Here is a 23,229-nt window from a genome sequence, read left to right as displayed (position 1 = left end):
GGGCCGATAGCCCTCATCGTCTAGCGGCCTAGGACGCCGCCCTTTCAAGGCGGTAGCACGGGTTCGAATCCCGTTGGGGGCACGCACCACCCTGTGCGACACTGTCGTACGCAGCGCTTGGTCCTGTGGAGCAGTTTGGAGTGCTCGCCACCCTGTCAAGGTGGAGGCCGCGGGTTCAAATCCCGTCAGGACCGCTGAGGTTTCACGTGAGACCTCGCGGCTGGGTAGCTCAGTTGGTACGAGCGTCCGCCTGAAAAGCGGAAGGTCGCCGGTTCGACCCCGGCCCCAGCCACAACCGCCCTGACCAGGGCATGAGCCCCTCTCCGATACGACCGGAGAAGGGGCTCTTTCGTGTCACCTACGCCAACCCGTACGCCAACGGCTCTCAGGTCAGGGTGTCCCCGAGCTTCCGGAGCGCCTTCCGCTGCTCATCGAGCGACGCGTGGGCATAGACCTTCATGGTCACCCCGATGTCGCTGTGACCAACGGTCTGCCGGACGATGTGCGGCGGCACCCCCAGGTCGAGCAGGAGGGAGACGGCGGAATGTCGGAGATCGTGAAACCGGATCTCCAGTCCGAGCCGCTTCCGGAGGGGGTACCAGCTCCGCCGAAGGTTGTCCGGCTCCAGCGGGGTGCCGAGGCCTTGGGTGCAGATCCGGGGTTGGGATGGCCTCCCGCAGCCGTCCTCTGGCCGGCATGGTCCGGACGACGCGATCCAGGGCACCTGAGGCGCAGGTCAAAGCACGTCTGGCCGGGGAAATTCCACTGGTCTTGAAAACCGCCGTGACACGAGCCACCGTGCGTTCGAATCCCGCGCCCACCGCGTAGGTGAACCTCGACTAGATCGAACAGTCGGAGGCCGTTGTGCGTGGCGGTGTCCGCTCGCCACCGTCGTCCCCTGCGGTTCCCCGCACGACCGGGTACGGATGGGGCACGGCTCCTTCCAGCCGCTTACTCGCCCCCTCCTGCACCACGGGCAGGTGCGGCGTTGGTAGCAGCCACCGCACGGCGCAGGGCCCGCGCAATCTTCACGGCGTCACCGACGGCCCAGACGTGGATGAAGAACATGCGGGGCGTGTCGACCATGCCATGGTTGTGCAACTCGACGACCCTGATTCCGCCGCGCTGGAGCGCGTCCAACACTTTCTGCGCCTCCCCGGCCACCACGGCGACATCCCCGCTGACCGCGGCACGACCTCCTCCCACCGGCTGGAAGCTGAGGGCCGAGGTCGCCCCGGAACCGGGCGGCAGAACGTAGCGGCCTTCGGTGATCGTCTCGCGGCGCCGGAATGCGACCTTGTAGACGCCGCCGTAGACGGTGCCGGTGGTGCCCAGGGCGGCGTCGATACCCGCTGTGTCCAGCTTCAGCTTCTTCGGGCGAGTCGTCGAGGACTTGGCGGGCGGCGTGCCTGTGCAGGCAAGCGCGGCGCGCAGGCCGCGAGCCAGGGTCGCGGCATCCGGGCCGTGCCCGTGCGTATGGATCCACACGAGACGGGGAGAGTGAGCGAGCAGGTGGTTGTGAATGGCCACCTGCTCGATACCGTGTGACTGCAGCGCGCCGGTCACCTGGTGCAGCTCCGTCTCGGTGACGGCCAGCTCCCCCATGGTCATCATGGTGTTGTCGGCATAGCGGATGAAGGACACGTGCGAGCCGACGGCGAGTTCCGGCGACACGGTGACGCCGTGGGAGACGACACGCAGATCGCTGCGGGGAAAAGCCGTCCGGTAAATCAGCCTGCCCAGCATGTTGCCCTCGCGGCCCAGCTCCGCCGCGACGTGAGCCCAGTCCTTCGTCGTGCTCTCGACTGGACGCACCAACCCGCCGGCATCCCCGCCGACCCTGCCGTCAGGCCCCGCGCGCTCACCGCTGCGGTCGTGATCCGTGCCGCCGTGTGCTCCACCGCCCGAGGCGGCTCGCTCGGCGTCGACTGCCCGTCCCGGCAGCGCCGCGAATGCCGATCCCAGCGCAACCGTGGTCAGCAGGTAGCGTCTTGATGCCCCCGCACCTCTTCCGGCCTTCCCCGGTCTCGCTTCAGTAGCCATGTATTCGCCATCCCAACCATGTTGTGAAGGGGCCCGCGGGTTCCTCTCGAAGAGTCGCTCCCGCGACCTGTGCCAGCGGTCTCCGTCACCTGGACCGTGATCAACAGACAAAGTCTGCCTGCCACACCGCCCATACCCCCTGATTGCCCCAAAAGCGGCATGTCATAGCATCACCCCAAATAGACACAATCCCACCGGAAACGCGGCGCCAAAGCACCTCGAAGAAATCAAACACGGCTACGCCAACCCGTACGCCAACAGCAGCGCACAACCGCGTCCGTCAGGGATCAACCAGGGCCGTCGGCGGCCTCCCGGGCCGGTCGGCTTGGCATGTCCCCTTCCGGGCGCTACGTTCTGGCTGGTCCAGGCAGCGACGGGGAATCTTGAACCGGGGGCGAGTGCCATGCAGGACACCGAACTGGAGAAGACGCGGGCCCGCTACGGCCTGCTCGCGGTGATCGTCAGCAACGTCGCCATCGCCGGCGTGGCGGTCTTCGGCGTCTGGCGCCTGGACGGCGACAAGCCGGTGATGGTCGGCGTGCTCACCGCGGCCTTCACGGCGGTCAGCAGCATGACCACCGCGTACCTCGGCATCAAGGCCGTCTCCAACACGGCGAAGTCCATGGCGGCCCGGGACCAGGCAGCGACGGCCACGGCCGCGCAGCAGCAGAACCCGTAGCAACCGGGCTGCTTCAGCGCGACGGACAGGCCGCCGGGAACGGCCCGCGGCAATTCGTTAGCCACGAATTTCGCCAAGGTGAGATCCTGGACCGCGTATGTCTACGCATCCCGCCCCCGCCCTCGGCACCCTCGCCCCTCGCCTGTCCGAGCTCTCCCTGCGCGACGCGCAGCGGCTCGGCCGCAGGCTGGAAGGCGCGCGCAAGATCCGCAAGCCGGAAGCCCGGGCCGCCGTACTCGCCGAGATCGAGGCGGAGGTCGCCAAGGCCGAGGCGCGGATCGGCGAGCGCACCGCCCGCGTGCCCGCCGTCACCTACCCCGAGCAGCTCCCGGTCAGCCAGAAGAAGAGCGAGATCGCCGACGCCATACGCGACCACCAGGTCGTGATCGTGGCCGGTGAGACCGGCTCCGGCAAGACCACCCAGATCCCCAAGATCTGCCTCGAGCTCGGCCGGGGCGTCCGCGGGATGATCGGCCACACCCAGCCCCGCCGTATCGCCGCGCGCACCGTCGCCGAACGGGTCGCGGAAGAGCTGGACACCCCCCTCGGCGAGGCCGTCGGCTGGAAGGTCCGCTTCACCGACCAGGTGAACCCGGACGCCACCTTCATCAAGCTGATGACGGACGGCATCCTCCTCGCGGAGATCCAGACGGACCGCGAGCTGCGCGCCTACGACACGATCATCATCGACGAGGCCCACGAGCGGTCCCTCAACATCGACTTCCTGCTGGGCTACCTCGCCCAGCTCCTCCCCCGGCGCCCGGATCTCAAGGTCGTCATCACCTCGGCCACGATCGACCCCGAGCGCTTCTCGCGGCACTTCGGCGACGCGCCGATCGTCGAGGTCAGCGGACGGACCTATCCCGTCGAGGTGCGCTACCGGCCCCTCCTGGAGGAGGACTCCGACGACGCGGACCGGGACCAGATCACCGCGATCACCGACGCCGTCGAGGAGCTGATGGCCGAGGGGCCCGGCGACATCCTCGTCTTCCTCTCCGGCGAGCGCGAGATCCGCGACACGGCGGACGCGCTCACCAGGAAGCAGTACAGGTTCACGGAGATCCTGCCGCTGTACGCCCGGCTGTCCCACGCCGAGCAGCACCGCGTGTTCCAGCCGCACCCGGGCCGCAGGATCGTTCTCGCGACGAACGTCGCCGAGACCTCCCTCACCGTCCCGGGCATCAAGTACGTCATCGACCCCGGCTTCGCCCGGATCTCCCGGTACAGCCACCGGACCAAGGTCCAGCGACTGCCCATCGAGCCGATCTCGCAGGCGAGCGCCAACCAGCGCAAGGGCCGCTGCGGCCGGACCAGCGACGGCATCTGCATCCGGCTGTACAGCGAGGACGACTTCGTCGCCCGGCCGGAGTTCACCGACGCGGAGATCCTGCGGACGAACCTCGCCTCCGTCATCCTCCAGATGACCGCGGCCGGCCTCGGCGACATCGAGAAGTTCCCGTTCATCGACCCGCCGGACCACCGCAACATCCGCGACGGCGTGCAGCTCCTGCAGGAACTGGGCGCCCTGGACCCCACGCAGAAGGACCCGCGCAAGCGCCTCACCGACACCGGCCGCAAGCTCGCCCAGCTGCCGGTCGACCCGCGCCTGGCGCGCATGGTCCTGGAGGCCGACAAGAACGGCTGCGTCCGCGAGGTCATGGTGATCGCCGCCGCCCTGTCCATCCAGGACCCGCGCGAGCGCCCCGCCGACAAGCAGACCCAGGCCGACCAGCAGCACGCCCGCTTCAAGGACGAGACGAGCGACTTCCTCGCGTACCTCAACCTGTGGCGGTACATCCGCGAGCAGCAGAAGGAGCGGGGGTCCTCGTCCTTCCGCCGGATGTGCAAGCAGGAGTACCTCAACTTCCTGCGCATCCGCGAATGGCAGGACATCTACACGCAGCTGCGCACGGTCGCCAAGCAGATGGGCATCCACGTCAACGAGGACGACGCCCCGGCCGACCGCATCCATGTCTCGCTCCTCGCCGGTCTGCTGTCGCACATCGGCATGAAGGACGTCAAGAACGCCGGGGGGGAGGGCGGGAAAAACGCAGGGAAGAACGAGTACCTGGGCGCCCGGAACGCCAAGTTCGCGATCTTCCCGGGCTCGGCCCTCTTCAAGAAGCCCCCGCGCTTCGTGATGTCCGCCGAGCTCGTCGAGACCTCCCGCCTCTGGGCCCGCGTCAACGCGAAGATCGAGCCCGAGTGGGTCGAGCCGCTCGCCGGCCACCTGCTGAAGCGGACGTACAGCGAGCCGCACTGGGAGAAGGACCAGGCGGCCGTGATGGCGTACGAGAAGGTCACGCTGTACGGCGTCCCCATCGTCGCCCAGCGGAAGGTGAACTACGGCCGGATCGACCCCGAGGCCAGCCGCGAGCTGTTCATCCGCAACGCCCTGGTCGAGGGCGACTGGCGCACCCACCACAAGTTCTTCGCCGACAACCGCAAGCTCCTGAGCGAGGTCGAGGAGCTGGAGCACCGCGCCCGGCGCCGGGACATCGTGGTCGACGACGAGACGCTGTTCGACTTCTACGACCAGCGCGTGCCCGAACACGTCGTGTCCGGCGCGCACTTCGACTCCTGGTGGAAGCGCAAACGCCACGAGCAGCCCGACTTCCTCGACTTCGAGCGCGAGATGCTCATCAACGAGAAGGCGGGCGCGGTCACCAAGGACGACTACCCCGACTCGTGGCGCCAGGGCCGGCTGAAGTTCCGGGTCACATACCAGTTCGAACCGGGCGCGGACGCGGACGGCGTGACCGTCCACATCCCGCTGCAGGTCCTCAACCAGGTCACGGACGAGGGCTTCGACTGGCAGATCCCGGGCCTGAGGGAGGAGCTGGTCACCGAGCTGATCCGCTCCCTGCCGAAGCCGATCCGCCGCAACTACGTCCCGGCGCCGAACTACGCGAAGGCGTTCCTGGAGAAGGCGGTGCCCTTGCAGGAGCCGCTGACGACCACGATGGCGCGTGAGCTGAAGCGGATGGTCGGGGTGCCCTTCGAGCCGGAGGACTTCGACTGGTCCAAGGTGCCGGACCATCTGCAGATCACCTTCCGGATCGTCGACGAGCGGCGCCGGAAGCTGGCGGAGGACAAGGACCTCGAGGCCCTCAAGCTGAAGCTCAAGCCCAAGGCACGCAAGGCGCTCTCGCAGGCCGCGGCGGCCACCGCCGAGCGGCAGGGCGGGGAGTCCCTGGAGCGTACGGGCCTGACGGACTGGACGATCGGCACGCTCACCCAGGTGTTCGAGACGCGCCGAGCCGGGCAGCCGGTCAAGGCGTTCCCGGCGCTGGTCGACGACGGCGACACGGTGTCCGTACGCCTCTTCGACACGGAGGCGGAACAGGCCGAGGCCATGTGGAAGGGCACGCGCCGGCTCATCCTGCGCAACATTCCGGTGAACCCCGCGAAGTTCGCGTCCGAGAAGCTGACCAACCAGCAGAAGCTCGCCCTGTCCGCGAACCCGCACGGCTCCATCCAAGCCCTGTTCGACGACTGCGCGATGGCCGCGGCGGACAAGCTGATCGGCGACTTCGGGGGACCGGCGTGGGACGAGGAGTCGTACCGGAAGCTGTTCGACAGGGTGCGCGCAGAGATCGTCGACACGACGGTGCGCACGGTCGCACAGGTGCAGCAGGTGCTGGCCGCCTGGCAGGCCTGTGAGCGCCGCCTGAAGGCGGTACGCAGCCCGGCCCTGCTGCCGAACCTGACGGACGTACGGGCACAGCTGGACGCCCTCGTGAAGCCCGGGTTCGTGACGGAGGCGGGGATACGGCGGCTGCCGGATCTGATGCGGTACCTGGTGGCCGCGGACCGCCGCCTCCAGCAGATGCCGACGAACGTGCAGCGGGACACCACGCGCATGGACAAGGTCCGGGAGATGCAGGACGAGTACGCGTGGCTGCTGGAGCAGTTGCCGCAGGGCCGTCCCGTGCCGTCCTCGGTGCGGGACATCCGCTGGATGATCGAGGAGCTCCGGGTCAGCTACTTCGCCCACGCGCTGGGCACGGCGTACCCGATCTCGGACAAGCGGATCGTGAAGGCGATCGACGCGGCGGTGCCGTGACGGCGTGTACACGAAGGGTGAGTTCGACCAGGGACTCACCCTCCTGTACAGTCTCTTCTCGCAGCGCAACGCACGAAGGCGCCGCGAGACCTGGTCCTGTGGAGCAGTTTGGAGTGCTCGCCACCCTGTCAAGGTGGAGGCCGCGGGTTCAAATCCCGTCAGGACCGCATCAGAAGGCCCGCATCCGGCAACGGACGCGGGCCTTCGCCGTACCACCACACGCCGGCCCGCGGGGCTAGAGCCCCGCATAGGGGTGCAGGGGACGCAGTCCCCGCGGGGTTCCCGGGGCGGAGCCCTGCGGGGTTGAAGGGGCGGAGCCCCTGTGGAGTTCCAGGGGCGGAGCCCTGTGGGGTTGAAGGGGCGGAGCCCCTGTGGAGTTCCAGGGGCGGAGCCCTTGTGGGGTTCCAGGCGCGGAGCCCCTGTGGGGTTGAAGGCGCGGAGCCCCTGTGGGGTTGAAGGGGCGGAGCCCCTGGGGGATGGGACGGGTAAGGGCGGCGGGGGCGAACCGACCTCTGCTCGCCCCCGCCGTCCCGCACCCTTACCGCAACGCGCTCCGCGCCGGCCGTCTCAGGGCTCGCCGCCCGCCGGGGCACGGGCGGCGAGGCGGCGGCGCCATCGGTCGGAGCACGCCGCCACGGCGGAGGCCGGCCCACAGCGTCCGGATGCGGCACGGCACCGAGCCGCCGCGCGCGGAGGGCTGGGCTGCTCCATGCCCACCGTCACCGACACGGCGCCCCCCCCCACGGCGGCACAGCAGCCGGGGCCCGGTGGGGCGAAGTCCCGTGACGGCACGCCGGACGCCGAGCCGCGGCCCAAGCGGCAGCGTCGAGCGGCAGCGCGGGCGTCCCGTGCCTTGACGGAGTCACTTTCCCTCGGTACCCCAGAAGTCAGGGCTCCCCGAGGTGCGGGGCGGCCCGGGGAGGTGGCGTATGGCGGCGTCCGTTCGGCACGAGACCCGTGCTCTGCTCCGTGCCCATCTGTCCGCCGCCTCCGGGTACCGCCATCTGACCCGGCACTGCCCCATCTGCCACCACCTGCTGCGCCTGGCCATGGAACCCGCCCAGCGCGGCGAGGAGGCTCCGGAGACGGTCCCGGAGGACGGCAGCGCCCCCGAGAGCGCCACGACGGCCTGACAAACCCGGGGGTTCATCCCGCGCCGGCGTGGGCACTCCTGGACGTGCGGCCGCCCAACACCCGCCGCTCAGCGGGCTGTTCCCTAGCAAAGGCTCCGCACCCGTAACAAGGACTCTGGCATGTGACGGGTGTCACCGTACGAGTTTCGGGGGCCGCCGCCCTTACCCCCCTCCTACAAAGGGTCAATTTAATATGTGCAATTGCACCTGGCCCTGAGGTGACGCACAGCAGTTCCGACACCCCTCCCCAGACTGCGACAAGGCCGCTCACAGCCCGGCCCCGCACACCCGGCCGGCGCACAAAAAAGATCGCGCTGGACCCGGCGGAGTCCAGCGCGATCTACGACGCACCCTTGTCGTGCCTCTGTTGACCTCGGGCGTGAGTCCTGTTGGGGCAGAACCCGCGTCGCTTGGAGCTGTTGTCCCGGACGTCACGGCAGGTGGGGGACCTGCCCGTATGTCCGGCTATGCGATTGTTCAGGCCTCGCTGCGCTGCTGCGGGATGCCCGCGAGCAGAGCGCGGACCTCGGCCTCGCGGTAGCGGCGGTGCCCGCCGAGCGTACGGATGGACGTGAGCTTGCCGGCCTTCGCCCACCGCGTGACCGTCTTCGGGTCGACGCGGAACATGGTGGCGACCTCAGCCGGGGTCAGCAGCGGCTCGGCATCAGGGGTGCGAGCGGTCATGAGCGGCCTCCTCGGGAGAACCGAACCTTCTCGGTTCTTTCCTCTAAATTCTGCACCTTGACCCGCGTTGCCCGAAATGGCGGACGCGAGTCGAGTCGGTTATAGGACGAACGGCTTGTCCTCGGCACTACAACTACACCATCTGTCCAGCCGCGTCGGCCAAACCGATGGAATTGCCCTCCCAGGTGTTCATCAGCGACGGAAGCCGATGGACCATGCCATAGCGGACAGTCACGCCACTGTGACGAACAGTCACAGGACGATCAGGAGTCACGAGACCCCCCAAAGCGTGCAATGCTGAGTTTCCGCCCAGATGCGGGCAGAGGGAGCCTCCCCCGGGCTCCTTGTCCTATTTTGGCATGAGGAGGGCCGTAAGACGCAAGGTCCTTGTAAGTGCTGTCCGTCACGCTTGGCGGCATAAGCCCGGATCGGTCGCTACGTCCTCCGCCCCGACCCCGCACCTACCTGCGGTACGTCAACCATGGGCCAAGGGTTGCGACTTCACCATGTCTCGCGGGTCACAATTCGAGCAACGGTTCACCAGAGCCCCGGCTGAGGGACCGCCCTCAGTTCGCCGACCGGCGCTCCCGTACGGCCCGCCAGCGCTCCACCAGCCGCCCGTACGCCTCCCCGGCCGCCGCCCCGTCCCCGTGCCGCAGGGCCTCGATACCCTCGGCGACGTCCGCGGCCGAGTGGTCCGCGTCCAGCTCCGCGGCCGGCAGGACGTGGACCAGCCCGCCGTAGTCCAGCTCGACCAGCGACCGCGGGTGGAACTCCTCCAGCCACCGCCCGACGTCCACCAGACCGTCGATGAGCGGTCCCTCGTCGATCGTGTCCTTCAGCGTCCTCAGCGTCCGCGCGACGCGCCTGCGGGCCTGCACCATGGGCGTGCGGTAGCGCAGCATCGGGGGCACCTCGCCGGACCCCTTCTCGTACCTGCGCTCCTCGTCGGAGACCAGCACGAACCAGTTCAGCGGCACCTGCCAGGTCGCGGTGCGGATCCAGGGGCGCGCGTCCGGGTTCCGCTCCCGCCAGCGCTCGTAGTCCTGGGCGGCCTGGCGGCGCACGACGGGCGGCAGGACCGCGTCCAGGACCGGCGCCGGAAGCTCCTCGGGCAGCTCTCCCAGCGCCTGCCAGCCGCGCAGCCGGGTGCGCCAGGGGCACACGCACAGCACCCCTTCGACCTCGGTCACGAAGGCGTCGTCGCTCTCGTGCACCGGCACCGGGATCGGCGGCGTGGGCAGCAAGTCGGCCAGGGAACGGCGCAGTTCGTCCTGGTACGAGGGGCGGTCGGGGCGGCGGGCGTAGCGGGCCCAGTGGCTGCGCTCCGGCTCCGGGAAGGCGGCCAGCGGCTCGTAGACGCGCAAGTAGGACGCGTACGGGACGATCACCGAGGACACCTTGGGCACACCTGCTCCCTCCCCACCCGAACCCGACCCGAACCCGCCCGGGCACCGGCCCGGCCGAGGTGGAAAACCCCTGCAAATCGTCCCACGAACCCGTCCGGGCGTACTCCGAGGGAGGGTGATCCTCGGCACTGCGCGCAACGTGGGCGCCCGCACGCTCTACGCTCATGCCCACGGGCCCCGCCACCCGCACGGGACCCTCCCCCAACCGCCGCTACTCAACCGGGAGTCACCACCGTGACCGACGTAACCGACGGCGTCCTGCACACCCTGTTCCGCTCGGATCAAGGGGGTCATGAGCAGGTCGTGCTCTGTCAGGACAGGGCCAGTGGCCTCAAGGCCGTCATCGCGATCCACTCCACCGCCCTGGGCCCCGCCCTCGGCGGCACGCGCTTCTACCCGTACGCGAGCGAGGAGGAGGCCGTCGCCGACGCGCTGAACCTCTCGCGCGGGATGTCGTACAAGAACGCCATGGCCGGTCTCGACCACGGCGGCGGCAAGGCCGTGATCATCGGCGACCCCGAGCGGATCAAGACCGAGGAGCTGCTGCTGGCCTACGGCCGCTTCGTGGCCTCGCTCGGTGGTCGGTACGTCACCGCCTGCGACGTCGGCACCTATGTGGCCGACATGGACGTGGTGGCCCGGGCGTGCCCCTGGACCACCGGCCGCTCCCCCGAGAACGGCGGCGCGGGCGACTCCTCCGTGCTCACCGCGTACGGCGTCTTCCAGGGCATGCGGGCCTCCGCACAGCACCTGTGGGGCGACCCGACGCTGCGCGGGCGCAAGGTCGGCATCGCGGGTGTCGGCAAGGTCGGGCACTACCTGGTCGAGCACCTGCTCGAGGACGGCGCCGACGTGGTGATCACGGACGTACGGCCCGACGCCGTGCGCCGGGTCACCGACGCGCACCCGCAGGTCGCCGTCGCCGCGGACACCGACGCCCTCATCCGCACCGAGGGCCTGGACATCTACGCCCCGTGCGCGCTGGGCGGGGCGCTGAACGACGAGACGGTGCCGGTGCTGACGGCGAAGGTGGTGTGCGGCGCGGCCAACAACCAGCTCGCGCACCCGGGTGTGGAGAAGGACATCGCGGACCGCGGGATCCTGTACGCGCCCGACTACGTCGTCAACGCCGGCGGTGTCATCCAGGTCGCCGACGAGCTGCACGGCTTCGACTTCGACCGGTGCAAGGCGAAGGCGGCGAAGATCTTCGACACCACGCTGACGATCTTCGCTCGTGCGAAGGAGGACGGCATTCCGCCGGCCGCCGCGGCCGACCGGATCGCCGAGCAGCGGATGGCGGAGGCGCGCGGACGGTGACCTTCCCGAGGGGGGCCACCCGGGTTTGACCGGTACCCGCCGAGGGAGGGTTTGAGAGGACTCTCACTTTCCTCGGCGGGTCGTCGGCCAATAAGTGGTTAAAATCGGCCGTGACCAGCGAGGACAGGGCTCCTCGACGGTCGTGGGCACACGCCCGTCCTGCGGGCGACGTACCGTATGGGCGTGGGCTCAGGTACCGTGGAAGCCCTACGGGCCGGTCTCTCTGCGGAGAGCCCGTTCCGGATCATGAACGCGTGTCAAGACTCTGGGGCCGTCGAGCCCCGTCGTTGAGGGGGTCGAGCCATGGGGCGCGGCCGGGCCAAGGCCAAGCAGACGAAGGTCGCCCGCCAGCTGAAGTACAACAGCGGTGGGACGGACCTCTCACGCCTGGCCGAGGAGCTGGGCGCATCGACGTCGAACGCGTCGCCGAACGGCGACCGGTTCGAGGACGATGAGCACGACGACGATCTGTACGCACGGTACGCCGACTTGTATGCGGACGACGACGAGGACGAGGAAGACGAGTCGTCCTCTCGGCACCGTCGCGGCGCTTGACCCTGCACCGAGCTTTAACCCGGTCCGTGGCCCTGGCCACGGACCGGGTTCTGTGCTGTCGGCAGGGTCTCAGCCGGCGTAGTCCCCGACCAGGGCGGCACCCGTCTCGTGCTCGCCCCGCTCGGTGATCTCGCCGGCGACCCATGCGTCCACGCCGCGGTCGGCGAGGGCGGCGAGCGCGACGTCCACCGACTGCTCGGGGACGACCGCGATCATGCCGACGCCCATGTTCAGGGTCTTCTCCAGCTCCAGGCGCTCGACGTCGCCGGTCCTCCCGACGAGGTCGAACACCGGAGCGGGCGTCCAGGTCGAGCGGTCGACCGCGGCATGCAGGTGGTCGGGGATCACGCGGGCCAGGTTGGCCGCGAGTCCACCGCCGGTGACGTGGCTGAACGCGTGCACCTCGGCGGTGCGCATCAGGGCCAGGCAGTCCAGCGAGTAGATCTTCGTGGGCTCGAGCAGCTCCTCGCCGAGGGTGCGGCCGAGGTCGTCGATGTGCTGGTCGAGGCCGAGCTTCGCCCGGTCGAGCAGGACGTGGCGGACGAGGGAGTACCCGTTGGAGTGAAGTCCCGAGGACGCCATGGCGATCAGCGCGTCACCCTCGCGGACGCGCTCGGCGCCGAGCAGCCGGTCGGCCTCCACGACGCCCGTACCGGCGCCCGCGACGTCGAAGTCGTCCGGACCCAGCAGACCCGGGTGTTCGGCCGTCTCGCCGCCCACCAGGGCACACCCTGCCAGCACGCAGCCCTCGGCGATGCCCTTCACGATCGCGGCGACCCGCTCGGGGTGGACCTTGCCGACGCAGATGTAGTCGGTCATGAACAGGGGCTCGGCGCCGCACACCACGATGTCGTCCATGACCATGGCGACCAGGTCGTGGCCGATGGTGTCGTAGACGCCCATCCGGCGCGCGACGTCGACCTTGGTGCCGACGCCGTCGGTGGCGGAGGCGAGCAGCGGACGCTCGTAGCGCTTGAGGGCGGAGGCGTCGAAGAGGCCGGCGAAGCCGCCGAGGCCGCCGAGGACCTCGGGGCGCTGCGTCTTCTTCACCCACTCCTTCATGAGCTCCACGGCGCGGTCGCCCGCTTCGATGTCGACGCCTGCCGCCGCGTAGGAAGCACCGGTTTGGGTCTCAGACATTGCCTGGGATCTTTCGGGTTGGTGGCTGGGTCTTCCGGGGGACGCCCCGGGACCTCTGGTCTTACGGGCGACGGATCGCGTCGGTCGCGGCCGTGGCGGCGGGACCGGCGGCCAGCTCGGTCTCCAGCAGCTGCTTGCCGAGGAGCTCCGGGTCGGGCAGCTCCATCGGGTACTCGCCGTCGAAGCAGGCGCGGCACAGGTTCGGCTTGGCGATGGCGGTCGCCTCGATCATGCCGTCGATGGAGATGTACGCCAGGGAGTCGGCGCCCAGTGAGCGGCCGATCTCCTCGACCGACATGCCGTTGGCGATCAGCTCGGCGCGGGTGGCGAAGTCGATGCCGAAGAAGCAGGGCCACTTCACCGGCGGGGAGGAGATCCGGATGTGGACCTCGGCGGCGCCCGCCTCGCGCAGCATCCGCACCAGGGCGCGCTGGGTGTTGCCGCGCACGATCGAGTCGTCGACGACGACCAGGCGCTTGCCCTTGATGACTTCCTTGAGCGGGTTCAGCTTCAGGCGGATGCCGAGCTGGCGGATCGTCTGCGAGGGCTGGATGAAGGTCCGGCCGACATAGGCGTTCTTCACCAGGCCGGAGCCGAACGGGATGCCGGAGGCCTCCGCGTAGCCGATCGCGGCCGGGGTGCCGGACTCGGGCGTCGCTATGACCAGATCGGCGTCGACGGGCGCCTCCTTGGCGAGGCGACGGCCCATCTCGACACGGGAGAGGTACACGTTCCGGCCGGCGATGTCGGTGTCCGGGCGGGCCAGGTACACGTACTCGAAGACACAGCCCTTGGGCTTCGCTTCCGCGAACCGGGAGGTGCGCAGACCGTTCTCGTCGACGGCCACGAACTCGCCGGGCTCGATCTCGCGGACGAAGCTGGCGCCGACGATGTCGAGCGCGGCGGTCTCGGAGGCGACGACCCAGCCGCGCTCCAGCCGGCCGAGGACCAGCGGGCGGATGCCCTGCGGGTCGCGGGCCGCGTAGAGGGTGTTCTCGTCCATGAAGACGAGCGAGAAGGCGCCCTTGACCTGAGGCAGCAGCTTGGGAGCCGCCTCCTCGACGGTCAGCGGCTTGCCGTCGTCGTCGACCTGGCCCGCGAGGAGGGCGGTGACGAGGTCGGTGTCGTTGGTGGCGGCGACCTGGGTGGCGCGGCCGTTCTCCTTGGGGAGGTCGGCGACCATCTCGGCGAGCTGCGCCGTGTTGACCAGGTTGCCGTTGTGGCCGAGCGCGATCGAGCCGTGCGCGGTGGCGCGGAACGTCGGCTGGGCGTTCTCCCAGACGGAGGCGCCGGTGGTCGAGTAGCGGGCGTGACCGACCGCGATGTGACCCTGGAGCGAACCGAGGGAGGTCTCGTCGAAGACCTGGGAGACCAGGCCCATGTCCTTGAAGACGAGGATCTGGGAGCCGTTGCTCACCGCGATACCCGCGGATTCCTGACCCCGGTGCTGGAGGGCGTAGAGCCCGAAGTACGTGAGCTTTGCGACCTCTTCGCCCGGAGCCCAGACACCGAAGACGCCGCATGCGTCCTGGGGGCCTTTCTCACCGGGGAGCAGATCGTGATTGAGTCGACCGTCACCACGTGGCACGCCACCGAGTGTAGGCGAGATCGTGCACTGGTCCGAATCCGGTCATCGATGCCGCACGCCGTGCGCAGTGGCCGGACGCCCGTGGTCCGCGCTCGGCGAGCGCGCTGACGCCCTTGCCGTTTTCGCTGGTCAGCGCGGCGCGCCGGTGGTCGGGGGCGGAGAGCCGCGGACGACCGGAGAGCCCGCTCAGCGTGTCCTCGGTGTCCATGAGTGAGCCGTCGCACATCTTGCGGGTGGGTACCCGGGGCGCACTCCGTGAAGTGACCGGCGCGTACCGTCGCCCCCGCGTCCCTGACGACTTCACGCCATCAGGGGCAGCAGCCCGCTCAGGTCGGCCCGCTCGCCGCTCGCGCTGACCTTGGCGTCTGCGAGGGCCGTGTCCCAGCTCGTACGGCCGGTCGCGAGCCGGACCCAGGTCAGCGGGTCGGTCTCGACGACGTTGGGCGGGGTGCCGCGGGTGTGCCGGGGGCCTTCGATGCACTGCACGACGGCGTACGGCGGGACGCGCACCTCGGTGGAGGCGCCGGGCGCCTTCACGGCGAGCGCGTCGGCGAGCAGCCGGGTCGCTGCGGCGAGGGCCTGGCGGTCGTAGGGGATGTCGAGGCCGGGGACGGCGGCGTTCAGGTCGTCGGTGTGGACCACGAGTTCCACGGTGCGGGTGACCAGGTAGTCGGCGAGCGGCATGGCGCCCGCGGTGGTGTCGAGCAGCCGGGTGCCGGGATGTGCGGCGAGGAGTTCCGAGTACTCCTTCTCGATGCCGGCGAGGTAGCCGTCGAGGTCGGGGTTCTGGGCGGCGAGAGTGCGGGCGGTGTCCGCGATGGCACCGGAGTTGGCGGACGTCGCGAAGGGCCAGTCGAGGACGGTGGCGTTCTGCGCGGCGGGTTCCGGCCTGCCGAGGAACCGCCCGAAGGCCGAGAGGGCCATCCCGATGTGCGTGGCCAGTTCCCGTACGGCCCAGTCCCCGAGCCGGGTGGGCAGCGCGAGTTGCTCGGCCGTAAGGGTGCTCACGGCCTCCCGTACGTTCCCGAACTGCGCGAGAACGGCGGCGCGGGTCTTGACGGGGTCGTAAGTCCGGGTGCGCTTCTTGGCCGGGGGCATGGCGCCGAGCCTAGTGGGCGCGGGAGGCGGGGGCGCAGGGCGGAGGGAACGCGGACGGCGAAGGCCCCGCCCGTCGAGCGGGTGGGGCCTTCGCCGTCGTACTACGGCCGTCCGACGGGCGGCTTACGCCAGCAGCGCCGGAATGGTGCCCTCGTGGGCCTCGCGCAGTTCGGCCAGGGTCAGCTCGAACTCGCCCTGGACCTCGACGGTTTCCCCGTCCACGACACCGATGCGGGTGGCCGGCAGGCCGCGCGCGCCGCACATGTCGTTGAAGCGGAGCTCCTCCGAGCGCGGCACGGCGACGATCGCGCGTCCCGCCGACTCGGAGAAGAGGAACGTGAACGCGTCCAGGCCGTCCGGCACGATCAGCCGCGCGCCCTTGCCGCCGAGCAGGGCCGACTCGACCACGGCCTGGATCAGACCGCCGTCGGACAGGTCGTGCGCGGAGTCGATCATGCCGTCGCGCGACGCGGAGATCAGGATTTCGCCGAGGAGGCGTTCGCGCTCCAGGTCGACCTGCGGGGGCAGACCGCCGAGGTGGTCGTGGATCACCTGCGACCAGGCCGAACCGCCGAACTCCTCACGGGTGTCGCCGAGGAGGTACAGCAGCTGGCCCTCCTCCTGGAAGGCGACCGGGGTGCGCCGGGCGACGTCGTCGATGACGCCCAGCACGGCGACCACCGGGGTCGGGTGGATGGCCGCCTCGCCCGTCTGGTTGTAGAGGGAGACGTTGCCGCCGGTCACCGGGGTGCCCAGCTGCTGACAGCCGTCCGCCAGACCGCGCACGGCCTCCGCGAACTGCCACATCACCGCCGGGTCCTCGGGCGAGCCGAAGTTCAGGCAGTCGGAGACCGCCAGCGGCTTGGCGCCCGTGGTCGCCACGTTGCGGTACGCCTCCGCGAGGGCCAGCTGCGCGCCCGCGTACGGATCGAGCTTGGCGTAGCGGCCGTTGCCGTCGGTGGCGATGGCCACGCCGAGGCCGGACTCCTCGTCGATGCGGATCATGCCGGAGTCCTCGGGCTGGGCGAGGACCGTGTTGCCCTGCACGAAGTGGTCGTACTGCTGCGTGATCCACTTCTTGGAGGCCTGGTTGGGCGAGCCGACCAGCTTCAGGACCTGGTCCTTCAGCTCCTCGGACGTCGCCGGGCGCGGGAGCTTGTTCGCGTCGTCGGCCTGCAGCTCGTCCTGCCAGGACGGGCGGGCGTACGGGCGCTCGTAGACCGGGCCCTCGTGCGCGACCGTGCGCGGGTCGACGTCGACGATCTTGCCGCCGTGCCAGTAGATCTCCAGGCGGTCCCCGTCGGTCACCTCACCGATGACGGTGGCGATGACGTCCCACTTGGCGCAGATCTCCAGGAAGCGGTCGACCTTCTCCGGCTCGACGACCGCACACATCCTTTCCTGCGACTCGCTCATCAGGATCTCCTCGGGGGAGAGCGTCGAGTCGCGCAGGGGGACGTCGTCGAGGGTGACGCGCATGCCGCCGGAGCCGTTCGAGGCCAGCTCCGAGGTCGCGCAGGACAGGCCCGCCGCGCCCAGGTCCTGGATGCCGACGACCAGCTTCTCCCGGAACGCCTCCAGGGTGCACTCGATGAGGAGCTTCTCCTGGAAGGGGTCGCCCACCTGGACGGCGGGGCGCTTGGAGGGCTTGGCGTCGTCGAAGGTCTCGGAGGCCAGGATGGAGGCGCCGCCGATGCCGTCGCCGCCCGTGCGGGCGCCGTACAGGATGACCTTGTTGCCCGCGCCGGACGCCTTCGCGAGGTGGATGTCCTCGTGCCGCATCACACCGATGGCACCGGCGTTGACCAGCGGGTTGCCCTGGTAGCAGGCGTCGAAGACGACCTCGCCGCCGATGTTCGGCAGGCCCAGGCAGTTGCCGTAGCCGCCGATGCCGGCGACGACACCGGGGAGGACCCGCTTGGTGTCGGGGTGGTCGGCCGCGCCGAAGCGCAGCGGGTCGACCACGGCGACCGGGCGCGCGCCCATCGCGATGATGTCGCGCACGATGCCGCCGACGCCCGTGGCCGCGCCCTGGTAGGGCTCGACGTAGGAGGGGTGGTTGTGCGACTCCACCTTGAAGGTGACGGCGTAGCCCTGGCCGACGTCCACGACACCTGCGTTCTCGCCGATGCCGACGAGCAGGGCGTCGGACTGGGGGGCCTTCTCGCCGAACTGGCGCAGGTGGACCTTGCTGCTCTTGTACGAGCAGTGCTCGGACCACATGACCGAGTACATGGCGAGCTCGGCGCCGGTCGGGCGGCGGCCGAGGATCTCCACGATCCGCTCGTACTCGTCCTTCTTCAGGCCGAGTTCGGCCCAGGGCAGCTCGACGTCGGGGGTCGCGGTCGCGTGCTCGACCGTGTCCAGAGGCGTCCTGCTCATGCGGTGACCAGCTTCTTGAGGATCGAGGTGAAGAACGGGAGGCCGTCGGTACGACCGGTACCGATCAGCGGTTCGACGGCGTGCTCGGGGTGCGGCATGAGGCCCACGACGTTGCCGGCCTCGTTGGTGATGCCGGCGATGTCCCGCAGCGAGCCGTTGGGGTTGAAGTCGACGTACCGGAAGGCCACGCGGCCCTCGGCCTCGAGCTTGTCGAGGGTGTACTCGTCGGCGACGTACCGGCCGTCCATGTTCTTCAGCGGGATGTGGATCTCCTGGCCGGCGTCGTAGTCGCTGGTCCAGGAAGTGTCCGCGTTCTCCACCCGCAGCTTCTGGTCGCGGCAGATGAAGTGGAGGTGGTCGTTGCCGAGCATGGCGCCCGGGAGGAGGTGGGCCTCGGTGAGGATCTGGAAGCCGTTGCAGATGCCGAGGACCGGAAGGCCCGCCTTCGCCTGCTCGATCAGGGGCTCCATCACCGGCGAGAAGCGGGCGATGGCGCCGGCCCGCAGATAGTCGCCGTAGGAGAAACCGCCGCACAGGACCACGGCGTCGACCTGCTTGAGGTCCTTGTCCTTGTGCCAGAGGGCGACGGGCTCCGCCCCGGCGATACGGATCGCGCGCTGGGTGTCCCGGTCGTCGAGGCTGCCCGGGAAAGTGACGACGCCAATACGGGTGGTCACTTCGAGGCCTCCGCCACTTCCTCCACCTTGACGGTGAAGTCCTCGATCACGGTGTTGGCGAGGAAGGATTCGGCGAGATCGTGGATGCGGGCGAGCGCGGCGTCGTCGACCGGCCCGTCCACCTCGAGTTCGAATCGCTTTCCCTGACGTACGTCGGAGATGCCTTCGAAACCGAGGCGCGGCAGTGCGCGCTGCACCGCCTGGCCCTGGGGGTCGAGGATCTCCGGCTTGAGCATGACGTCGACTACGACGCGTGCCACTGGCACTCCCGGTGTGTGGTGCTGAGCAGGTTCCTTCAGACTACCCGCACACAATTTCTACTCGCGTAGATTCGTAGCATCCTACGTGACCGCCATCACGATCGCGCATCGACGCGGTGCCCCGCACGGAAAATCCTCGGAAAAATCGCAGAAGAAGGATGCCCCGGCATTGCACGCGGACACGCGGAGGTATTCAGTCTGTCTTCACAATGCAATGCCGGGCACTGTACAAAGGAAAAGGCAATAGCCGATACTTTGCCCAATTACTGCCGGACAGTCGACACCTTCCCGACATCCGCCGGACGACTGCGCACGTCATCGTTGCGCACGTCATGGCCTGTGATCGCGGAGGTGCCGCACGAAGGGACCGATATTCGTGGCGCAGCGTGTCGTGGTCACTCTCTTTGACGACATCGACGGCTCAGAAGCGGCGGAAACGATCGTCTTCGGACTGGACGGCAAGTCGTACGAGATCGACCTCAATCAAGCCAATGCCAAGAAACTGCGTAAGGCGCTTGAGCCGTACGTGGAGGCCGGGCGGAAGAAGGCCAAGTCGGGCCGGGCGTACACGCACACGGCCCTGACCCCGGACCCGGCCGCGGTCCGCGCGTGGGCCCGCTCCAACAAGCTGGACGTGCCGCCGCGGGGGCGGATCCCCAAGAAGGTGTACGAGGCGTTCGCCGAGGCGCAGTAGCCGCGCGGGCTCGGCGGGGGTTCCGGGCCGTTGGCTGAGCGGGGCTCGGTGGCGAGGGTGCCGTTCGCGGGGCTCCGCCCCGGGCCCCGGGTGCCGTTCGCCGTGGGGGTTCTGCGTGGGGGTTCTGATCGTCACGGCGTGCCGGTTGTCGCGGGTTGCTCGCACCCACGCGGCGGAGCCGCATGGGGTCACGGCCCCGCGCCCCTTGCAGGGGCGCTCCACTGCCCCATCCGGGCCCGTGCGCAACCGACTTGCGTTGCACCCCTGGTGATCAGCTAGAGTCTGAGCACGCCGAGGGGCGAGGCCGGAAAGGCCGAGGCCCGAGCGTCACGCGGGTGTAGTTCAGTAGCAGAACACCCCCTTTCCAAGGGGGAGGCGCAGTGTGCAATCCCTGTCACCCGCTCTACGAGACCGGCCGGACCACCCTTGTGGATCAGGTAGGCTGGTGCTCGCACCGATCGGTGGCTGTGTCTTTTACAGCTGACGGTCGGGGGCAATGCGGACGTAGCTCAGTTGGTAGAGCGCAACCTTGCCAAGGTTGAGGTCGCGAGTTCGAGCCTCGTCGTCCGCTCCAGAAAGAAGGGCCTCGGTCGATTCGACCGGGGCCTTTCTCGTGCCCCGGTACCCCGGGCGGTGTGAAGGTTGCCACAGCGCCGCGTGCCCAGGTGTGCACCACCCATGAGCGAGGTTGGGTATAGTTGGCTTCGCGCAGCGCGCAGTGCGGACGTAGCTCAGTTGGTAGAGCGCAACCTTGCCAAGGTTGAGGTCGCGAGTTCGAGCCTCGTCGTCCGCTCCAGAGAGAAGCCCCCGGCCCAGGCCGGGGGCTTCTTCGTGTGTCCTGGGGGGTGCGTCCGGGTGCTCGTGGCCGCCGTCAGGGCCCGGCGAGCGGCCGGGCCCTGTATGCGGTCGGCCGGGTCGGTCAGGACCAGCGGACGCCCGTCAGGCGTTCGTACGCCTCCGCGTACTTCGCGCGGGTCGCCTCCACGATCTCCTGCGGCAGCGGCGGCGGGGGCTGCTCGCTCGTGCGGTCCCAGCCGGAGGCGGGGGAGGTGAGCCAGTCCCGTACGAACTGCTTGTCGAACGACGGCTGCGCGCGGCCCGGCTGCCACTGGTCGGCCGGCCAGAAGCGGGAGGAGTCCGGGGTGAGGACCTCGTCGGCGAGGACGAGGGTGTCTCCGTCATAGCCGAACTCGAACTTGGTGTCCGCGAGGATGATCCCGCGGTCGCGGGCGATGTCGCGGGCGCGGCCGTAGACGGCGAGAGTCGCCTGCCGCAGCTGGGCCGCGGTCTCGGCGCCGACCTTGCGGGCGACCTCCTCGTAGGAGACGTTCTCGTCGTGCTCGCCGACCGCGGCCTTGGTCGCCGGGGTGAAGATCGGGGCGGGCAGTTCCGAGCCGTCGACCAGGCCCTCGGGCAGGGCGAGGCCGCAGACGGTGCGGGACTCCTTGTACTCGGCGAGACCCGAGCCGGTGAGGTAGCCGCGGGCCACGCACTCCACCGGGACCATCTTCAGGGACTTGCAGACCAGGGTGCGGCCGGCCCAGTCCGCGGGCGCGCCCGGCGGGAGTTCGGTGCTCAGGACGTGGCTCGGGACCAGGTCCCGGAGCAGGTCGAACCACCAGAGCGACAGCTGGGTGAGGATCCGGCCCTTGTCCGGGATCTCGGTCGGCAGTACCCAGTCGAATGCGGACGTACGGTCGCTGGCGACCATCACGAGGTCGCCCGCCTCGTTCTGGTACAGCTCGCGCACCTTCCCGGTGTGCAGATGCACCAGTCCCGGCACCTGGACGGGTTCGGGCTTTTCGACGAATCCGGACACGGTCCCTCCCCGTGGTTCTGTCCCAATGGCTCGATTCTCCCCCATGCCGGGAGCGAGCCGGTCCGCGGGGCCGGGGAGGGGCGAGTTCAGTCTCGTTTGCAGATGCGGTCCAAGAGGTTTGCTGTCGCCTGCTGGACACGGGGATCGACATGACCGGGGCGGTCCAGCGCGGGGGACCACGCAAACGTTCCGGACGCGAAGACCAGGGCGCCGGAAGGAGCACGGTAGAGGGAGGTCTCCTGGTGACGCGGGACGCCCTCGCCGTCCCGGTACGGGGAGTGGGCGAGCAGGATGCGGCCCTCGTGGTCGGGCAGCGGGGCGCGCGGGAAGTAACGGTCCGCCTCTCCGGCGACCATCCCCTCCAGCTTGTCGCCCTCCTCCGCGCCGGTCCCCTCCCACAGCCAGTGGTCGGCGTTGCGGACCACGAGCGGGTGGGGCTCGGGCACCCGGCCCGCGTACTGGATCCCGATCACCTCCTGCTCCGCACGGTCGATTTCCCGCCACAGAACCGGCTTTCCCGGGCCGCGCCGCTTGCGGCAGGTGAGCAGGCGGTCGGGGACACCGGACGGGGACGGGCCGAGCTCCACCTGCCAGTACATGGTGTTGGCGGAGAGGAAGACCAGCGAGGTGCCGTGCTCGCGGGCCAGCTCCACGGTGCGGCGCATCTGCGCCGACCAGTACTCGTCGTGGCCGGGGAAGACGAGACCGCGGTAGCGGGTGGGGTCGACGCGGCCGGCGTGCAGATCGCGGGCGTCGGCGTAGGCGAGGTCGTAGCTGTACCGCTCGGCCCAGCGGATGAAGTCGTACGCGTGACCGACGTGCAGAGGCAGGCCCGCGCCCGCGTACGGGCGGTCGAAGGAGACCGTGGTGGCGGCGTCGGCCTCGCCGAGCAGCCGGCCGCTGTCGTCCCAGGCGTGGTAGAGGCTGGCGCCGGTGCGGCCGTCCTCCGGGTAGAGGTTGTACGCCTGCCAGGTGATGTCCGGGAGCAGCAGGAGCAGATCGGCCGGGCGCGCGTCGCGGACGGTGAACGGGACGTGGGAGCGGTAGCCGTCGGCGGTGGTCAGCACGGCGACATAGGCGCCGACACTCCAGTACGACGGGATCTGCAGCCGCCAGGACAGCCACCAGTGATGGCAGGAGACCGTGCGGTCCGCGGTGAGCGGCGCCGGCTGGACGATGCCCGAGAGACGGGGGCTCGTGGTGATCTTGGCCGCTCCGTCGCCGTCGTAGTGCCCGATCCGGTACACGTCGACGGCGAACTCCTGGGGCGGGTCGACGGTGACGTGGAAGTCCAGGGCCTCGCCCGGGGCGACGGCGCCGGTCGAGGTGAAGCCCTTGATCTGGCGGTGGACGTCGTCTGCGGAGCGGGGGCCGCTGGTGCGGGGGGCCGGGATCCGGGCCCCTTTCTGGCCCTGGGCCGGGACGTGGGCCGGGGTCGGGTCCACGTACCAGGGGACCACTTGGCCCGTGTCGTCGAAGTACGTCTCACTGCCCCGCAGCCAGGGAACGGGACCCTGGCCGAAAGGATCCGTCACGGCGTGGGCGAGAGCACCCGACTCCCACCGACGGATGTGTTCCGACCCCATGCGTGTCCCCTCCCTCGTCCCCCGTGAGCCGTCGTAAGCCCTTACCGAGTGCGCGATCGGTACCCAGCACATCACATAACGCACCCACTCCGTCACCGT

At 69.7% G+C, this 23,229-nt stretch carries 19 protein-coding genes and 7 tRNA genes; 13 read left to right on the top strand and 13 right to left on the bottom strand.

Annotation, left to right across the window (positions count from 1 at the left end; translation table 11 throughout):
• Positions 1–9 precede the first annotated feature (9 nt).
• From ACIRC0_RS19325 to ACIRC0_RS19315, 3 genes are all read left to right on the top strand, one after another.
• Positions 10–82 (top strand) — tRNA-Glu (locus tag ACIRC0_RS19325).
• Positions 83–119: 37 nt separating this feature from the next.
• Positions 120–194: transfer RNA gene (locus tag ACIRC0_RS19320), tRNA-Asp, on the top strand.
• Positions 195–218: 24 nt separating this feature from the next.
• Positions 219–292: transfer RNA gene (locus tag ACIRC0_RS19315), tRNA-Phe, on the top strand.
• 93 nt (positions 293–385) lie between these two features.
• Here ACIRC0_RS19315 and ACIRC0_RS19310 read toward each other — a convergent pair.
• Both ACIRC0_RS19310 and ACIRC0_RS19305 read right to left on the bottom strand, forming a co-directional pair.
• Positions 386–724, bottom strand: a complete 339-nt coding sequence (locus ACIRC0_RS19310) for a tyrosine-type recombinase/integrase (RefSeq protein WP_403617319.1) — start codon at positions 722–724, stop codon at positions 386–388.
• A 227-nt stretch (positions 725–951) separates the two neighbouring features.
• A complete protein-coding gene (locus tag ACIRC0_RS19305) occupies positions 952–2,043 on the bottom strand; it encodes a DUF1259 domain-containing protein (protein ID WP_403617318.1) in 1,092 nt (363 codons plus the stop codon).
• A 403-nt stretch (positions 2,044–2,446) separates the two neighbouring features.
• Between ACIRC0_RS19305 and ACIRC0_RS19300 the strand changes: the two genes are divergently transcribed.
• From ACIRC0_RS19300 to ACIRC0_RS19285, 4 genes are all read left to right on the top strand, one after another.
• Positions 2,447–2,722, top strand: coding sequence for a hypothetical protein (locus tag ACIRC0_RS19300; protein ID WP_403617317.1), 276 nt, complete (start codon positions 2,447–2,449; stop codon positions 2,720–2,722).
• Between the two features lie 97 nt (positions 2,723–2,819).
• Entirely contained in the window at positions 2,820–6,788 is a 3,969-nt protein-coding gene (hrpA, locus tag ACIRC0_RS19295) for an ATP-dependent RNA helicase HrpA (protein WP_403617316.1), read from the top strand.
• A 92-nt stretch (positions 6,789–6,880) separates the two neighbouring features.
• Positions 6,881–6,955 (top strand) — tRNA-Asp (locus ACIRC0_RS19290).
• Between the two features lie 762 nt (positions 6,956–7,717).
• Entirely contained in the window at positions 7,718–7,921 is a 204-nt protein-coding gene (locus ACIRC0_RS19285; RefSeq protein WP_403617315.1) for a DUF6274 family protein, read from the top strand.
• Between the two features lie 477 nt (positions 7,922–8,398).
• On the opposite strand, the gene bldC is transcribed toward ACIRC0_RS19285, so the two are convergent.
• Together bldC and ACIRC0_RS19275 are read right to left on the bottom strand one after the other, a co-directional pair.
• Positions 8,399–8,605: a developmental transcriptional regulator BldC gene (bldC, locus tag ACIRC0_RS19280; RefSeq protein ID WP_003949541.1), complete on the bottom strand. Its 207-nt coding sequence runs from the start codon at positions 8,603–8,605 to the stop codon at positions 8,399–8,401.
• Between the two features lie 566 nt (positions 8,606–9,171).
• Entirely contained in the window at positions 9,172–10,014 is an 843-nt protein-coding gene (locus ACIRC0_RS19275) for a hypothetical protein (RefSeq protein WP_403617314.1), read from the bottom strand.
• A gap of 234 nt (positions 10,015–10,248) precedes the next feature.
• Here ACIRC0_RS19275 and ACIRC0_RS19270 point away from each other — a divergent pair, with 234 nt between their 5' ends.
• The gene (locus ACIRC0_RS19270) at positions 10,249–11,331 is read left to right on the top strand and encodes a Leu/Phe/Val dehydrogenase (RefSeq protein WP_403617313.1); all 1,083 of its coding nucleotides are present in this window, start codon (positions 10,249–10,251) and stop codon (positions 11,329–11,331) included.
• Between the two features lie 303 nt (positions 11,332–11,634).
• Positions 11,635–11,886: a DUF3073 domain-containing protein gene (locus ACIRC0_RS19265; protein ID WP_366028992.1), complete on the top strand. Its 252-nt coding sequence runs from the start codon at positions 11,635–11,637 to the stop codon at positions 11,884–11,886.
• Positions 11,887–11,955: 69 nt separating this feature from the next.
• On the opposite strand, the gene purM is transcribed toward ACIRC0_RS19265, so the two are convergent.
• From purM to purS, 7 genes are all read right to left on the bottom strand, one after another.
• On the bottom strand, positions 11,956–13,026 hold the full coding sequence (purM, locus tag ACIRC0_RS19260; protein ID WP_403617312.1) for a phosphoribosylformylglycinamidine cyclo-ligase: 1,071 nt from the start codon (positions 13,024–13,026) through the stop codon (positions 11,956–11,958).
• A gap of 61 nt (positions 13,027–13,087) precedes the next feature.
• The gene (gene purF / locus ACIRC0_RS19255) at positions 13,088–14,614 is read right to left on the bottom strand and encodes an amidophosphoribosyltransferase (protein WP_403617311.1); all 1,527 of its coding nucleotides are present in this window, start codon (positions 14,612–14,614) and stop codon (positions 13,088–13,090) included.
• Complete coding sequence (locus tag ACIRC0_RS19250; protein WP_403617310.1) at positions 14,601–14,822, bottom strand: hypothetical protein; 222 nt, start codon at positions 14,820–14,822, stop codon at positions 14,601–14,603. Before ACIRC0_RS19250 ends, purF begins: the two co-directional genes overlap by 14 nt.
• A 92-nt stretch (positions 14,823–14,914) precedes the next feature.
• Positions 14,915–15,712 (bottom strand): sterol carrier family protein, encoded by a 798-nt coding sequence (locus ACIRC0_RS19245; RefSeq protein ID WP_403617309.1) that lies wholly within the window; start codon positions 15,710–15,712, stop codon positions 14,915–14,917.
• Positions 15,713–15,835: 123 nt separating this feature from the next.
• Positions 15,836–18,094, bottom strand: coding sequence for a phosphoribosylformylglycinamidine synthase subunit PurL (purL, locus tag ACIRC0_RS19240; RefSeq protein WP_403617308.1), 2,259 nt, complete (start codon positions 18,092–18,094; stop codon positions 15,836–15,838).
• Entirely contained in the window at positions 18,091–18,771 is a 681-nt protein-coding gene (purQ, locus tag ACIRC0_RS19235) for a phosphoribosylformylglycinamidine synthase subunit PurQ (RefSeq protein WP_403617307.1), read from the bottom strand. Before purQ ends, purL begins: the two co-directional genes overlap by 4 nt.
• Positions 18,768–19,031 carry a phosphoribosylformylglycinamidine synthase subunit PurS gene (gene purS, locus ACIRC0_RS19230; RefSeq protein ID WP_403617306.1) on the bottom strand — a complete coding sequence of 88 codons (264 nt, stop codon included), beginning with the start codon at positions 19,029–19,031 and terminating at the stop codon, positions 18,768–18,770. Before purS ends, purQ begins: the two co-directional genes overlap by 4 nt.
• 376 nt (positions 19,032–19,407) lie before the next feature.
• On the opposite strand from purS, the gene ACIRC0_RS19225 reads away from it, so the two are divergent.
• The 4 genes from ACIRC0_RS19225 to ACIRC0_RS19210 all read left to right on the top strand — a co-directional run bounded on the left by ACIRC0_RS19225 (position 19,408) and on the right by ACIRC0_RS19210 (position 20,521).
• Positions 19,408–19,725, top strand: a complete 318-nt coding sequence (locus tag ACIRC0_RS19225) for an Lsr2 family protein (protein WP_103840337.1) — start codon at positions 19,408–19,410, stop codon at positions 19,723–19,725.
• Positions 19,726–20,056: 331 nt separating this feature from the next.
• Positions 20,057–20,128 (top strand) — tRNA-Gly (locus tag ACIRC0_RS19220).
• A 95-nt stretch (positions 20,129–20,223) separates the two neighbouring features.
• A tRNA-Gly gene (locus ACIRC0_RS19215) sits at positions 20,224–20,299 on the top strand.
• Positions 20,300–20,445: 146 nt separating this feature from the next.
• A tRNA-Gly gene (locus tag ACIRC0_RS19210) sits at positions 20,446–20,521 on the top strand.
• 123 nt (positions 20,522–20,644) lie between these two features.
• Here ACIRC0_RS19210 and ACIRC0_RS19205 read toward each other — a convergent pair.
• Positions 20,645–21,544, bottom strand: coding sequence for a phosphoribosylaminoimidazolesuccinocarboxamide synthase (locus ACIRC0_RS19205; RefSeq protein ID WP_403617305.1), 900 nt, complete (start codon positions 21,542–21,544; stop codon positions 20,645–20,647).
• A gap of 86 nt (positions 21,545–21,630) precedes the next feature.
• Entirely contained in the window at positions 21,631–23,130 is a 1,500-nt protein-coding gene (locus tag ACIRC0_RS19200; protein ID WP_403617304.1) for a N,N-dimethylformamidase beta subunit family domain-containing protein, read from the bottom strand.
• Positions 23,131–23,229: the final 99 nt, after the last annotated feature.

This window comes from Streptomyces sp. NPDC093984, from assembly GCF_044764595.1.
GTDB classification, from domain to species: Bacteria; Actinomycetota; Actinomycetes; order Streptomycetales; family Streptomycetaceae; genus Streptomyces; species Streptomyces cynarae.
Note: the sequence above shows the minus strand (reverse complement) of the source record. Positions and strands in the feature narration are given on the sequence as shown.

Excerpts from the sequence above, each read along its gene's own strand:
- ACIRC0_RS19265 (WP_366028992.1), top strand. The coding sequence starts at position 11,635 with ATGGGGCGCGGCCGGGCCAAGGCCAAGCAGACGAAGGTCGCCCGCCAG.
- purM (WP_403617312.1), bottom strand. The coding sequence starts at position 13,026 with ATGTCTGAGACCCAAACCGGTGCTTCCTACGCGGCGGCAGGCGTCGAC.
- ACIRC0_RS19300 (WP_403617317.1), top strand. The coding sequence starts at position 2,447 with ATGCAGGACACCGAACTGGAGAAGACGCGGGCCCGCTACGGCCTGCTC.
- ACIRC0_RS19250 (WP_403617310.1), bottom strand. The coding sequence starts at position 14,822 with ATGGACACCGAGGACACGCTGAGCGGGCTCTCCGGTCGTCCGCGGCTC.
- ACIRC0_RS19200 (WP_403617304.1), bottom strand. The coding sequence starts at position 23,130 with ATGGGGTCGGAACACATCCGTCGGTGGGAGTCGGGTGCTCTCGCCCAC.
- ACIRC0_RS19285 (WP_403617315.1), top strand. The coding sequence starts at position 7,718 with ATGGCGGCGTCCGTTCGGCACGAGACCCGTGCTCTGCTCCGTGCCCAT.
- ACIRC0_RS19245 (WP_403617309.1), bottom strand. The coding sequence starts at position 15,712 with ATGCCCCCGGCCAAGAAGCGCACCCGGACTTACGACCCCGTCAAGACC.
- ACIRC0_RS19305 (WP_403617318.1), bottom strand. The coding sequence starts at position 2,043 with ATGGCTACTGAAGCGAGACCGGGGAAGGCCGGAAGAGGTGCGGGGGCA.
- bldC (WP_003949541.1), bottom strand. The coding sequence starts at position 8,605 with ATGACCGCTCGCACCCCTGATGCCGAGCCGCTGCTGACCCCGGCTGAG.
- purL (WP_403617308.1), bottom strand. The coding sequence starts at position 18,094 with ATGAGCAGGACGCCTCTGGACACGGTCGAGCACGCGACCGCGACCCCC.
- hrpA (WP_403617316.1), top strand. The coding sequence starts at position 2,820 with ATGTCTACGCATCCCGCCCCCGCCCTCGGCACCCTCGCCCCTCGCCTG.